At 70.9% G+C, this 13,165-nt stretch carries 10 protein-coding genes; 7 read left to right on the forward strand and 3 right to left on the reverse strand.

Going from position 1 to position 13,165, the window contains the following annotated elements:
• Positions 1–14 precede the first annotated feature (14 nt).
• From arfA to FB391_RS13500, 6 genes are all read left to right on the forward strand, one after another.
• Positions 15–1,535 carry an arabinosylfuranosidase ArfA gene (arfA, locus tag FB391_RS13475; protein ID WP_141895107.1) on the forward strand — a complete coding sequence of 507 codons (1,521 nt, stop codon included), beginning with the start codon at positions 15–17 and terminating at the stop codon, positions 1,533–1,535.
• A gap of 13 nt (positions 1,536–1,548) precedes the next feature.
• Entirely contained in the window at positions 1,549–3,834 is a 2,286-nt protein-coding gene (locus tag FB391_RS13480; RefSeq protein WP_185843071.1) for a beta-galactosidase, read from the forward strand.
• Entirely contained in the window at positions 3,831–5,138 is a 1,308-nt protein-coding gene (locus tag FB391_RS13485; protein WP_246093511.1) for a glycoside hydrolase family 27 protein, read from the forward strand. The genes FB391_RS13480 and FB391_RS13485 overlap by 4 nt, the downstream gene beginning before the upstream one ends.
• Before the next feature lie 149 nt (positions 5,139–5,287).
• Positions 5,288–6,484, forward strand: a complete 1,197-nt coding sequence (locus tag FB391_RS13490) for a Gfo/Idh/MocA family protein (RefSeq protein WP_246093513.1) — start codon at positions 5,288–5,290, stop codon at positions 6,482–6,484.
• A gap of 5 nt (positions 6,485–6,489) precedes the next feature.
• Positions 6,490–7,707: a dihydrodipicolinate synthase family protein gene (locus FB391_RS13495; protein ID WP_141895109.1), complete on the forward strand. Its 1,218-nt coding sequence runs from the start codon at positions 6,490–6,492 to the stop codon at positions 7,705–7,707.
• Complete coding sequence (locus FB391_RS13500) at positions 7,704–8,588, forward strand: sugar phosphate isomerase/epimerase family protein (protein ID WP_185843072.1); 885 nt, start codon at positions 7,704–7,706, stop codon at positions 8,586–8,588. Before FB391_RS13495 ends, FB391_RS13500 begins: the two co-directional genes overlap by 4 nt.
• A gap of 69 nt (positions 8,589–8,657) precedes the next feature.
• On the opposite strand, the gene FB391_RS13505 is transcribed toward FB391_RS13500, so the two are convergent.
• The 3 genes from FB391_RS13505 to FB391_RS13515 are packed head-to-tail and all read right to left on the reverse strand — an operon-like array spanning position 8,658 to position 11,934.
• On the reverse strand, positions 8,658–9,587 hold the full coding sequence (locus FB391_RS13505) for a carbohydrate ABC transporter permease (RefSeq protein ID WP_141895111.1): 930 nt from the start codon (positions 9,585–9,587) through the stop codon (positions 8,658–8,660).
• Positions 9,584–10,546, reverse strand: coding sequence for a carbohydrate ABC transporter permease (locus tag FB391_RS13510; RefSeq protein WP_141895113.1), 963 nt, complete (start codon positions 10,544–10,546; stop codon positions 9,584–9,586). Before FB391_RS13510 ends, FB391_RS13505 begins: the two co-directional genes overlap by 4 nt.
• Positions 10,543–11,934: an ABC transporter substrate-binding protein gene (locus FB391_RS13515; protein ID WP_141895115.1), complete on the reverse strand. Its 1,392-nt coding sequence runs from the start codon at positions 11,932–11,934 to the stop codon at positions 10,543–10,545. Before FB391_RS13515 ends, FB391_RS13510 begins: the two co-directional genes overlap by 4 nt.
• Positions 11,935–12,130: 196 nt before the next feature.
• On the opposite strand from FB391_RS13515, the gene FB391_RS13520 reads away from it, so the two are divergent.
• On the forward strand, positions 12,131–13,159 hold the full coding sequence (locus FB391_RS13520) for a hydroxyacid dehydrogenase (protein WP_141895117.1): 1,029 nt from the start codon (positions 12,131–12,133) through the stop codon (positions 13,157–13,159).
• Positions 13,160–13,165: the final 6 nt, after the last annotated feature.

Raw genomic sequence — 13,165 nt, forward strand, 5'->3', positions numbered from 1 at the left:
GCACAGGAGCCCCGATGACCGACGCCACCGCCCGCCTCGATCCGCACCACGACATCGCCGACATCGACCGCCGTCTGTTCGGCGGGTTCGTCGAGCACCTGGGGCGGCACATCTACGACGGCATCTTCGAGCCCGGCCACCCCGCGGCAGACGACGAGGGCTTCCGCACCGACGTGGTCGAGCTCGTCAAGGAGCTCGGCGTCTCGACCATCCGCTACCCCGGCGGCAACTTCGTCTCGGGCTACCGGTGGGAGGACGGCGTCGGCCCGAAGGACGAGCGCCCGCGCCGGCTCGACCTGGCATGGCACTCCACCGAGACCAACGAGGTCGGCCTGCACGAGTTCCAGGCATGGCTCGACCGCGTCGGCAGCGACCTGATGCTCGCCGTCAACCTCGGCACGCGCGGCACGCAGGAGGCCCTCGACCTGCTCGAGTACGCCAACGTCGACACGCCGACGACGTGGACGGACCAGCGCGCCGCGAACGGGCGCGAGACGCCGTTCGGCGTGAAGATGTGGTGCCTGGGCAACGAGATGGACGGCCCGTGGCAGGTCGGTCACCGGGGCGCCGACGACTACGGCAAGCTCGCGATGCGCACCGCCAAGGCCATGCGCATGGTCGACCCGGGCGTCGAGCTCGTGGTGTGCGGATCGTCCGGCCGCGGCATGCCGACCTTCGGCTCGTGGGAGCGCCAGGTGCTCGAGCACACCTTCGACGACGTCGACTTCATCTCGTGCCACTCCTACTACCAGGAGCATGACGGCAACGCGCAGGAGTTCCTCGCCTCGGGCGTCGACATGGCACGCTTCATCGAGTCCGTGGTCGCCATCGCCGACACCGTGGCGGCGACGAAGAAGAGCGACAAGCGCATCATGATCTCGTTCGACGAGTGGAACGTCTGGTACCTGCACGACGACCAGGGCGGCCAGAACGACAAGCCCGAGGAGAAGGGCTGGCCCGTCGCCCCGCGTCTGCTCGAAGACCAGTACAACGCCCTGGATGCCGTCGTCTTCGGCGATCTCCTGATCACGCTACTGCAGCACGCCGACCGGGTGCGCTCGGCCTCGCTCGCCCAGCTCGTCAACGTCATCGCGCCGATCATGACCGAGCCCGGCGGACCGGCGTGGCGCCAGACCACCTTCTTCCCGTTCTCGATCACGTCGCGTCTCGCGCACGGGCGCGCGGTGCGCGTGCCGGTGTCGTCGGGCTCGTTCGTCTCGGCGAAGCTCGGTGACGTGGCGACCCTCAACGCCGTCGCCACCGTCGATGACGAGGGCGTGTCGCTGTTCGTCGTGAACCGTTCGACGACGGATGCGGCCACCCTGCGCGTCGACCTGGCCCCGCTGGTGCGCGAGCTCGACCGCGAGGTCTCGGTCGCCGAGGCGCACCTGCTGCACGACGACGACCTGTATGCGGCCAACACGCTCGCCGATCAGACGCGCGTGGGCGTGCGCGGGGCCGACGCGACGGTCGACGGCGACCTGCTCACGGTCGAGCTGCCGGCCGTGTCGTGGGCCGCGATCCGGCTGGCGTGAGGCGCCGACGACGATGACACGCCTGCTGCACCTCGATGCCACCGTGCCCGCACGCGACGAGCGGCGCCCGCGCATGGCGAACGACGAGGACGTCCGGCGCGGGCTCGGCATCACGAGCCGCTGCCTGTTCCGGGACGGACGGCCGTGGCTGCCGGTCTCGGGCGAGCTGCACTATTCGCGCGTCCCCCGCGAGCGCTGGACCGAGCGCCTGCGCCTGATGCGCGCGGGCGGGATCACCGTCGTCGCGACGTACGTGCTGTGGCTGCACCACGAGCCGGTGCGCGGTGAGGCCTCGTTCGACGGCGGCCTCGATGTCGCCGCGTTCGTCGACGCGGCGCGGGCCGAGGGGCTCGAGGTGGTGCTGCGCATCGGACCGTGGGCGCACGGCGAGGCGCGCAACGGCGGCTTCCCGGACTGGGTGCAGCAGGCGCCGGTCGCCCACCGTACCGACGATCCCGCGTACCTGGCGCTCGTGGCCGAGTGGTTCGGGCGTCTGGCCCGCGCGCTGGGCGACCGCGGCAGGCCCGACGTGCTGCTCGGCATCCAGCTCGAGAACGAACTGTACGACCAGCCGGGGCATCTCGTGACGCTCAAGCGCCTCGCCCGCGAGGCCGGGCTGTCGGCGCCCCTGTGGACGGCCACCGCATGGGGCGGCGCGCAGCTGCCCGACCCCGAGGTGCTGCCGCTGTGGGGCGGGTACGGCGACGGGTTCTGGGTCGACCCGGGTGAGCCGTGGGACCGTACCTTCCGCGCGCACTTCTTCTTCTCGGACACGTGGGACGACCCCGGCATCGGCGCCGACGTGAGGGAAACGGATGCCGCGTCCGCCGGCCGTGCCCCGGCTGCCACGCGCAGCGCCGAACTGTCGCCGTGGTTCCCTGCCGCGACGTGCGAGCTCGGCGGCGGGATGGCGACGGCGTACCACCGTCGTCCGCGGCCGGACGCGCTCGACATCGCGGCGGTCGCGCATGCCAAGCTCGGCAGCGGCTCGGCGTGGCAGGGCTACTACATGTACACCGGCGGCACGAACCCCGGCCCCGATCTCGAAGAGACGCAGGCGACCGGGTACCCCAACGACCTGACGCCGCGCAGCTACGACTTCCACGCGCCGATCGGCGAAGCGGGCCGCACGTCGCCGACGCACGCGGCGCTGCGGGGCCAGCACGCGTTCATCGCCGCGTTCGGCGAGCGGCTCGCCCCGATGCCCTCGCACCTGCCCGACGTCCGGCCCCACGGCGTCGAGGACGCCGAGACGCTGCGATGGGCGGTGCGGGCCGACGGCGGCTCTGGCTTCGTGTTCATCGGCCGGCACCAGCCTCACGTGCCGCTGCCGACGTACCGGGGCGCACGCCTGCGGGTCGCGACGACCCACGGCACGGTCGAGCTGCCCAGCGCCCCCGTCGACATCCCCGCCGGCACGCTCGCGCGCTGGCCGCTCGGGCTCGAGGTCGAGGGCGTCACGATCGAGTGGGCGACGGCCACGGCGCTGACGGTGCTGCCGGGCGCGGTGCCCACGCTGGTGCTGGCCGAGGATGCCGGCATCCCGGTCGAGATCGCGCACGAGGGCGTCGTGCATCCGGTCACGCCCGGCGCGGACCCCCTGCGGCTCGCCGGTGCGCTCGACGTGCTGGTGCTGACGGCCGCCGACGCGGCGGACGCCTGGGTCGTCGAGTCCGGCGAGCGCCGGCTGCTCGTCTCGCCCGACGAGGTGACGTGGGACGCCGCCGGCGCGCTGTCCGTGCGCTCGGGCGCCGGCCGCCCCGACGTGCGGGAGTACGCCGCCGGAGCCTGGCGTTCGCTCGGCCTCGAGCTCTCGGACGGCGCCGGGCTGGAGGCATCCTGCTTCGTCCGGACCGTGCGCGAAGCATCGGTGCCGTCGGGCGACTACGGCAGCCGCGACGGACGTCAGGGCGCGCCCCGCGACGAGGTGCTCGACGCCCACGCCGCGGTGTTCGCGATCGACCTGGCGCCGCACACGGACGACGCCGTGCTGCGGGTGCGGTGGGCCGGCGACGTCCTGCAGCTGCGTGTGGACGGCGAGACGACGACCGACCGGTTCTGGGACGGTTCGGAGTTCGTCGTCAGCCTGCGCGACGCGGGCGTCGGCCCGGGATCGCGCGTCGAGCTGCGCATCCTTCCCCTGCGCGCCGACAGCGGCGTGCACCTGCCGGACGACGCCGCTGCGCGCCTGGCCGCGGCGACCGAAACGCTGTGCGCACTCGACGACGTGACCATCGAACAGCGCGCCCTCTGGCGCGAGACCGCAACCGGACGAGAGCCGAAGGAGACCCTCCGATGACCCTGCGCAAGACCCAGACTCCCCCGATGGGCTGGAACAGCTGGGACAGCTACGGCACCACCGTGACCGAGGACGAGGTGCTCGCGAACGCCGTATTCATGGCCGAGCACCTGCTGCCCCATGGCTGGGACACGATCGTGATCGACGCCGACTGGGCCGACCCGCAGCCGCGGTCGCACGGCTACAACGACGAAGCGGCCCTCACGATCGACGCCCACGGGCGGCTTCAGCCCGACCCGGTGCGCTTCCCGAGCTCTGCGGGCGGCGCCGGGTTCGGTCCGCTCGCGGCGCGCCTGCACGGGCTCGGGCTGAAGCTCGGCGTGCACGTGATGCGCGGCATCCCCCGCGTCGCCGTCGCCGCCGACACCCCCGTGCTGGGCACGGACTCGACGGCGTCGCAGATCACCGACACGACCAACGTGTGCGAATGGAACCCGCACTACGTCGGCCTGGATCACACCCACCCGGCCGCGCAGGCGTACTACGACTCGTGCGTCGCCCAGTTCGCCGAGTGGGGCCTCGACTTCGTCAAGGCCGACGACATGCTGTGGCCGTACCAGGTGCCCGACATCGAGGCGTACGCGCTCGCCGTCGAGCGCGCCGACCGCGACCTCGCCCTGTCGCTCTCGCCCGGGCGCGACCTGTCGGCCGCCCACCTCGACCACCTGCGTGCGAACGCGACGATGTGGCGCGTGTGCGACGACGTGTGGGACCGCTGGGACGACATCGAGCCGAACTTCGCCCGCCTCGCGCGGTGGGCGCCGTCCGCCGGTCCCGACGGCTGGCCCGACGCCGACATGCTGCCGCTCGGCCGCATCGGCATCCGGGCCGAGCGCGGCGAGCCCCGGGAAGGCGCGCTGACGCTCGCCGAGCGCCGCACGGTGGTGACCCTGTGGGTGATGGCCCGCTCGCCGCTCATGATCGGCGGCGACCTGCCGACCAGCGCGGCCGAGACGATCGACCTGTTCACGAACGACGAGGTCCTGCGCGTGCTGACCCAGTCGCACGGCAACCGCGAGCTGCTGCGCGAGCGCGGTCTCGTCGTGTGGTCGGCCGCGGGGGCCGCCGACGAGCGGTGGGTCGCCGTGTTCAACCTCGACGACGAGGCGCGGGTCGAGCCGTTCGACACGCGGTCCCTCGGCCTGGGGGCGGCGCCCGCGGGCGTCGTCGACGTGTGGGCCGGCGAGTCCGTCGCGGTCGAGGCCGTGCACGAGCAGTCGGACGCCGCCCGCAGCGTGGCGCCCGGCAGCTCGGTCGTGCGCGTCGAGCTGCAGCCCCACGGCTGCGTGCTGCTGCGCGCCTGACGGGCGGGCCGCAGACGGTGCGATGAGCGGACGCCTCGGGAAAGCGCTTGCGAGGCATCCTCTCTCGTGGCACACTATTGGAAAGCGTTTACCCAGCGTGCCGACCGCCGCCGGGTACCCAGAGCATTCAGAGAAGAAAGCAGGACCCCGTGACCGACACGACCCTCGCCCCCGCCGGCACCGAGGCACTCCCCCAGGTGCGCGAGATCGGCATCATCATGAACGGCGTCTCGGGCCGCATGGGCTACCGCCAGCACCTCGTGCGCTCCATCCTCGCCATCCGCGAGCAGGGCGGCATCGAACTGTCCGACGGCACCAAGGTCACCGTCAAGCCGCTGCTCGTGGGCCGCAGCGAGGCGAAGCTCGCCGAGCTCGCCGCCAAGCACGGCATCGAGGACTACACGACCGACCTCGACGCGGCCCTCGCCGACCCGCGCTGGGAGATCTACGCCGACTTCCTCGTGACCAAGGCACGCGCGTCGGCGCTGCGCAAGGCGATCGCCGCCGGCAAGACCATCTACACCGAGAAGCCCACGGCCGAGACCGTGGCCGAAGCCCTCGAGCTCGCCAAGCTCGCCGACGAGGCCGGCGTCAAGACCGGCGTCGTGCACGACAAGCTGTACCTGCCCGGCCTGCAGAAGCTCAAGCGCCTCATCGACTCGGGCTTCTTCGGCCGCATCCTCTCGGTGCGCGGCGAGTTCGGCTACTGGGTGTTCGAGGGCGACTGGCAGCCCGCCCAGCGCCCGTCGTGGAACTACCGCGCCGAGGACGGCGGCGGCATCATCGTCGACATGTTCCCGCACTGGAACTACGTGCTCGAGAACCTGTTCGGCGACGTCAAGACCGTCTACGCGCAGGCCGCCGTGCACATCCAGGACCGTTGGGACGAGAAGGGCGAGCACTACACCGCCACGGCCGAGGACGCCGCCTACGGCATCTTCGAGCTCGAGGGCGACATCGTGGCGCAGATCAACTCGTCGTGGACGGTGCGCGTGAACCGCGACGAGCTCGTCGAGTTCCACGTCGACGGGACGCACGGCTCGGCCGTCGTGGGCCTGTTCGGCGCGAAGATCCAGCACCGCAACGCCACGCCCAAGCCGGTGTGGAACCCCGACCTGGCCGACGACCACGACTACGACGCCGACTGGGCCGAGGTGCCCACCAACGACGTGTTCCAGAACGGATTCCGTCAGCAGTGGGAGGAGTTCCTCGAGTCGTACGTGCTCGACACGCCCTACGCGTTCGACCTGCTCTCGGGCGCGCGCGGCGTGCTGCTGGCCGAGGCCGGCCTGCAGTCCAGCCGCGAGGGCCGCAAGGTCGAGCTGCCGTCGCTGACGCTGGAGTGAACCGGATGCCGCACCTCACCCTGCTCTCGGCCGACGGCGTGCTCTCCGCCGCCGAGCTGAACGAAGCCCCGGGCTACACCCGCCCCGACGGGCCGCTGCGCTCGCGCGTGGCGTACGCCGCCGCGCACGTGGTGCCGAAGACGTGGGCCGACAACACCCCCGGCCGGCCGGCCGAGGTCGACTGGGACGCCACGCTCGACTTCCGTCGCGCCGTGTACTCGTGGGGTCTCGGCGTCGCCGACGCGATGGACACCGCGCAGCGCAACATGGGCCTCGACGCCGCCGCGACCCGCGACCTCATCGCACGCTCGGCGCAGGTCGCCCGCGAAGAGGGTGGATCGGTCGTCGTCGGCGTCAACACCGACCACATCGACGACGAGCACATCTCGATCGACCAGGTCGTGGATGCCTACAAGGAGCAGCTGCACTTCACCGAGGAGCAGGGCGCCGGACCCGTTCTGATGGCCTCGCGCCACCTGGCGCGCGTGGCCGAGTCGGCCGACGACTACCGCCGTGTGTACCGCGAGGTCCTGCAGTCGGCGACGGCACCGGTCGTGCTGCACTGGCTCGGCACGGCGTTCGACCCCGTGCTCGAGGGCTACTTCGGCTCGACCGACTGGCGCGAGGCGTCGGCGGTGCTGCTCGACATCATCGAAGAGAACGTCGACAAGGTGGCGGGCGTCAAGATGAGCCTGCTGGATGCCGCCTCCGAGGTTTCGGTGCGCGAGCGCCTGCCGGAGTCGGTGCGCATGTTCACCGGCGACGACTTCAACTACGTCGGGCTCATCGGCGGTGCGGACGTTCCCGAGGCGACTCAGCCGGATCGGGATCCGGCATCCCCGCGTCAGCACTCGGACGCGCTGCTCGGCGCCTTCGCGGCGATCACGCCCGTCGCGTCGGCGGCGATCCAGGCGCTCGACGCCGGCGACCCCGCGCGGTACCTCGAGATCCTCGGCCCGACCGAGGAGCTCAGCCGTCAGGTGTTCGCCGCTCCGACGTTCTACTACAAGACCGGCGTCGCGTTCCTGTCATGGCTGAACGGCCACCAGGCCGCGTTCCAGATGGTCGGCGGACTGCACTCGGCGCGCAGCCTTCCGCACCTGTCGCGAATCGTCGAGCTCGCGAACGCGTCGCTCGCTCTGGAGCAGCCCGAGCTCGCGGCGATCCGCTGGCACGGCATGCTGCGTCACAACGGCATCGAGGTCCCGGGGGTGCTCGCGTGAGCGGCGTCGTGGACCCGCGCCTGTCGATCAATCAGGCGACCATCAAGTACGCCGACCTCGCCACGGCGCTGCGCGTGACGGCGGAGGCCGGGGTTCAGGGCATCGGGCTGTGGCGCGAACCGGTGAACGAGGTGGGCCTCGCGACCGCCGCGTCGATGCTGGCCGATTCGGGACTGCGCTTCACGACGCACTGCCGCGGCGGGTTCTTCACGGTGCCCGAGGGCCCGGCACGGCGCGCGTCGATCGACGACAACCGCATTGCGATCGAAGAGACGGCGACGCTCGCCGCCGCGGGCGCACCCGGGTCGACCGCGATCCTCGTGCTGGTCGCGGGCGGCCTGCCCGAGGGCTCACGCGACCTCGTCGGTGCGCGCGAGCGCGTGCGCGATGCGATCGGCGAGCTGGTCCCGGATGCCGCCGCCGCAAGCGTCACCCTGGCCATCGAGCCGCTGCACCCGATGTACGCGTCGGACCGCTGCGTCGTCTCGACGCTCGGCCAGGCGCTCGACATCGCCGCGGACTTCGACCCCGCGGTCGTCGGCGCGACCGTCGACACGTTCCACATCTGGTGGGACCCGGACGTGCTCTCCTCGATCGAGCGCGCCGGCCGCGAGGGCCGCATCGCGACGTACCAGGTCTGCGATTGGAAGACGCCGCTGGCCGCGGACGCACTGCTCAGCCGGCACTACCCGGGCGACGGCGTCATCGACTTCGCGTCGCTGACCGCCGCCGTCGAGGCCACCGGCTACGACCGCGACATCGAGGTCGAGATCTTCAACCAGGACGTGTGGGACACCGATCCCCGCACCGTGGTGGACCGCACGGCCGCCGGGTTCGCGGCATCCGTCTCGCCGCACCTGCGTGCCCGCGTCGCCGGCTGACCTCACGCAAGACTCGGAGCGCCCGCGGGGTTCTTGGCCCCCGCGGGCGCTTCGTCGTTTCCGGTCTTCTCAGCCCTTCAGCCCGGTGAAGCCGATCCCGCGGACGATCGACCGCTGGAAGATGAGGAAGACCAGGATCGGCGGGATGCTGGCGATCAGCAGCCCGGCGATCAGATAGGCGGGGCTCGTCGCCTGCGCCAGACGCGGAAGCGCGACCGACAGCGGCTGCGCTTCGGGGTCGGTGAGCACGATGAGCGGCCAGAGGAACTCCTTCCACGCCGACATGATCGCCAGCAACGACACCACGGCCAGGATCGGGCGCGACATCGGCAGCACGATCCGCCAGAAGATCGTGAACCACCCGGCGCCGTCGATCTGCGCCGCCTCGAAGAGGTCGCGCGGGATCTCGTCGAAGAACTGCTTCACGAGCAGGATCGTGAACGCGTTCGCACCCGCCGGGAGCCAGACCGCCCAGGGCGTGTCGGTGATCCCGACCCCGAGCAGCGGCAGGTCCAGCACCGTCAGGTAGAGCGCGATGAGCGTGACCGTCGCCGGGACGAAGAGCGTCACCAGGAATGCGCCGTAGACGACGCCGCCGTACCAGGGCCGGATCACGGCGAGCGCGAAGCCCGCGGTGGTCGAGACGACCAGCTGCACAATCCACGACCCCAGCACCAGGATGACGGTGTTCCACAGGTAATGGCCGATGTCGAGGAGCTCCCAGGCGACGGGGATGTTCTCCCACATCGCCGGCTCGGGGATGAGGCTCAGCGGGCGCAGCACCAGATCCGTGGGGGTCGAGATCGCGGCGCGCAGCATCCACACCAGTGGAATGGCGCCGAAGCCGATGAGTCCGGCCACGAGCACGATGTGCATGAGCGTCCAGCCTCCGCGCACGCTCGACCGCTTCCAGTCGTGGGCTGAGAGGAGGCCGCGTTCCCGCGGCCGACCGGAGCGCCTGTCCTTCTTGGCGCGAAGCGGGGCGAGCGTCGTGGTCATCGCGAACTCCAGGATCGGGTCAGGCGCAGATACACCGCGGAGACGATGACGAGCACGATCGCCAGCAGGACGCTGAGTGCCGTGGCGACTCCGTAGTTGCCGAACAGGAAGGCGTACCGGTAGATCATCAGCATGATGGTCACGGTCGCGTTGGCCGGGCCGCCGTCGGTCATGACATACGGCTCGGTGAAGACCTGGATCGCTCCGATGATCTGCAGGAGGAGCAGCACGAGGATGACTCCGCGCATCTGCGGGAGCGTGATGTGCCACACGCGGCGCCACACCGAGGCGCCGTCGAGCTCGGCGGCCTCGTACAGCTCGGTGCTCACGCCGGTGAGTGCTGCGAGGTAGATGAGCACAGCAGTGCCGGCGCCGGACCAGGTGGCGGCGATCACCAGGCTGGGCATGGCGAGCTCCGCAGACTGCAGCCACGGCAGCGGGCCGATGCCGACGATGCCCAGCAGGCTGTTGGCGACGCCGGACTCCCCTGGAGCGAAGAAGACCTTGAACAGCAGGACCGCGACGACGGGCGGGATGACCACCGGCAGGTACGCGAGCACGCGGGCAAGGGCGCCGCCGTGGCGCAGCTCTGACATCAGGACGGCGCAGACGAGCGGCACCGGCAGCCCGATGGCGAGCGAGAGGACCGTGAACCACAGGGTGTTCACCGCCGCCTTCGGCAGCAGCGGGTCGGCGAACAGCACCTCGAAGTTGCTCCAGCCGACCCACTCGGCGGGGGTCACGAGGTTGGTCTGCTGGAAGGCGAGCGTGAAGCTCTGCACGATCGGCCACCACGCGAAGTAGGCGAAGATGACCAGGGACGGCAGGAGGAAAAGCAGTCCGGCCGTGGCGGCCCGTTGCCGCATCCCGCATCGCCTGCGCGCACGCCCGGCGGCCGGGGTCGCCTCGACGGCGCGGCCGGGGGCCGCGCCGTCGAGGCGCTCAGGCGCGATGGTCATGACGCGTACTGGGCGAGGATGGTGTTCACCCTGCTCTCGGCGTCGTCGAGCAGCGCGTCGATGTCGGCGTTCGGGTCGGTGAGCACCGCCTGCACCAGTGGATCGAGCGCGGCGTAGATCTCTTGGGAGGCCACAGGCGGCTCAGGCACGTAGTCGAACTCCGAGAGCGAGGCGACGTACGGATCGAAGTTGTCGACGGGCACGTTGACGTACTCGTCGATGGCGTCGCGATATGCGGCGTAGGTCTCATCGCTGAAGATCGGCAGCACCGGGACGCCGACCGGCAGTCCATCGGCCGCGGACGCCTCGGCCGTCTCGGCGGCGATGTCGAGGTCGTAGTTCGGGCGCAGCGCGCGGTACTCGATCCAATTCACGGCCGCCCGCTTCTCGGCTTCGGTGGCGTTCGCGCTCACCATGAGCACTGTCGCTCCCGCGAGCGTCGCATCGGCCCCGCCCTGCGGCATCGGCCCGGCGCCGAACGCGTCGGGATCGCCGCCCTGCGCGATGTAGTTGGGATACACGTCCGGAGGCGCCGACACCCACATGCCGACGTTTCCTGCCGTGAACTCCGCCACGAGGTCTTCCTGCTTGCCGAGGACGTTGTCGCCGAGGGAGTCGTCGTCCCAGCGCATCCGCTGCCACGTCTCCAGCACGTCGCGGGCGGGGTCGTCGTTGAACGCGGCGACCCAGCTGCCGTCCGCGTCCTGTTCGATCATCTGTCCGCCGTTCGTGTAGGTGTACCCGGTCAGGTGCCAGCCTCCGCTGTTGTTGGTGCTGATCTCACCGAACCCGGTCTTTCCGGTCTTCTCGGTGATCTGCGCCGCATACTCGCGCACCTCGTCCCATGTCGTCGGCGGTTCGTCGGGGTCCAGCCCCGCCTGCTCGAACAGGTCGCGGTTGTAGACGAGCCCGAACGCGTAGCTCTTCTCGGGGATGCCGTACACGGCGCCGTCGCGCTCGAGGAACTGCATCACGCGCGGGTTCAGCTCATCGAAGCCGTCGATCTCGTCCACCACGTCCGACAGGTCGGCGACCTGCCCGCGCTCGATGAGGGCGGGCGGCTCGGTCAGCGGGATCCGCAGCAGGGTGGGGGCGCTCCCGCCTGCCAGGCGGGTGGCGAAGGTCTTGGCATCCCAGGGCACGTCCGAGGCCTCGATCGTGATCTGGGGGTTCGCCTTCTCGAACTCGGCCACCTGGCGTTCGAAGAGGGCGACGGCCGCGGTGTTGGTGGCGGCCGGCTTTCCCATGACCGTGATGGTGACCGCTTGCGGCTCGCCGGCGTCCGTCGGCTGCGGAGTGGTGCCTGCGCTGCTGCAGGCGACGGCGGTGCCGGCCAGGACCGGAACGAGGACGAACGCCGCGACCAGGCGACGCTTTCGCTGATGCATGATGCCTCCGAGGTGGGGTGTTGCGGCTGAGCCGCGGCTTCCACAGACGGCGGGACCGTGATCTTCGGTGACACGTCGTCGTGTGTTCGTTCGTCAGTATGCGCACTGACACGTCGACATGCAACCTTTTTTCAGCTTTTCTCAACCTCGGGTTTAAGAGTTGTGCTTTTCTGTTCCATTGTGATGAGATCGGCACATGACCTTCTCGCCGGACATCGCGCGTCCGACGGCACTCCTCGCCATGAGCCGAGCCTCGTTCGAGGACCTGTTCGATCCGCCGCGCCTCGCTCGCCTGCGCTCCACGGTGCGCCTCGCCCAGCCCGCGCGCCTGGAGGAGCTCGGCTCCGAAGAGGCGATCACACGGCTGCACGACATCGAGATCCTCGTCACGGGATGGGGGACGCCGCGTCTCGGCCCCGACGTGATCGCGGCCGCGCCGCGACTGCGCGCGGTCGTGCACGCCGGCGGATCCGTGAAGGGGCACGTCAGCCAGGAGTTCTGGGATGCCGGCGTGCTCGTCACGAGCGCCGCCGAGGCCAACGCCGTCCCGGTGGCCGAATTCACGGTCGCCACGATCCTCCTGGAGGGCAAGCGCGCCGCCCGCTATGCCGAGGGGTACGCGCAGGAGCGCACCATCGACGGCCGGTGGCGGGATCGGATCGCTCCCACCGTCAACTTCGGCGGCACGGTCGGGATCGTCGGACTGTCACGGGTCGGAAGGCGCGTCGCCGCACTGCTACGTCAGTTCGACCTCGAGGTGCTCGCCAGCGATCCCCTCGTGGACGCGCGGCAGGCCGCCCTGCTGGGCGCCGAACTCGTCGACCTCGACGACCTGCTCCGCCGCAGCGACATCGTGACGCTCCACGCTCCGGAGCTGCCCGAGACCCGTCACCTGCTCGATGCCCGGCGGCTGTCGCTCCTTCGTGAAGGGGCCGTGGTCGTGAACACCGCCCGAGGGCCGCTGATCGACGGCGAGGCGCTCGTGGCGCGATGCCGCGCGGGAGTCCTGCGCGCGATCCTCGATGTCACCGACCCCGAGCCCCTGCCGCCGGATTCGGTGCTGTTCACGACGCCCGGCGTGGTGCTGACCCCTCACATCGCAGGAGCCATGGATGCCGAGACGCACCGATTGGCCGACGCGGTACTGGACGAGCTCGAACGCATCGCGCAGGGCCGCCCCCCGCGCCACCCGGTGGACCGCAGGAGCCTGGAGTTCATCGCGTGACGGGTC

This window comes from Microbacterium kyungheense, from assembly GCF_006783905.1.
Lineage (GTDB): Bacteria > Actinomycetota > Actinomycetes > Actinomycetales > Microbacteriaceae > Microbacterium > Microbacterium kyungheense.

Bases quoted from the DNA above. Each gene is read 5' to 3' on its own strand.
- FB391_RS13480 (WP_185843071.1), top strand. From the start codon at position 1,549: ATGACACGCCTGCTGCACCTCGATGCCACCGTGCCCGCACGCGACGAG.
- FB391_RS13520 (WP_141895117.1), top strand. From the start codon at position 12,131: ATGACCTTCTCGCCGGACATCGCGCGTCCGACGGCACTCCTCGCCATG.
- arfA (WP_141895107.1), top strand. From the start codon at position 15: ATGACCGACGCCACCGCCCGCCTCGATCCGCACCACGACATCGCCGAC.
- FB391_RS13505 (WP_141895111.1), bottom strand. From the start codon at position 9,587: ATGACCACGACGCTCGCCCCGCTTCGCGCCAAGAAGGACAGGCGCTCC.
- FB391_RS13510 (WP_141895113.1), bottom strand. From the start codon at position 10,546: ATGACCATCGCGCCTGAGCGCCTCGACGGCGCGGCCCCCGGCCGCGCC.
- FB391_RS13495 (WP_141895109.1), top strand. From the start codon at position 6,490: ATGCCGCACCTCACCCTGCTCTCGGCCGACGGCGTGCTCTCCGCCGCC.
- FB391_RS13485 (WP_246093511.1), top strand. From the start codon at position 3,831: ATGACCCTGCGCAAGACCCAGACTCCCCCGATGGGCTGGAACAGCTGG.
- FB391_RS13515 (WP_141895115.1), bottom strand. From the start codon at position 11,934: ATGCATCAGCGAAAGCGTCGCCTGGTCGCGGCGTTCGTCCTCGTTCCG.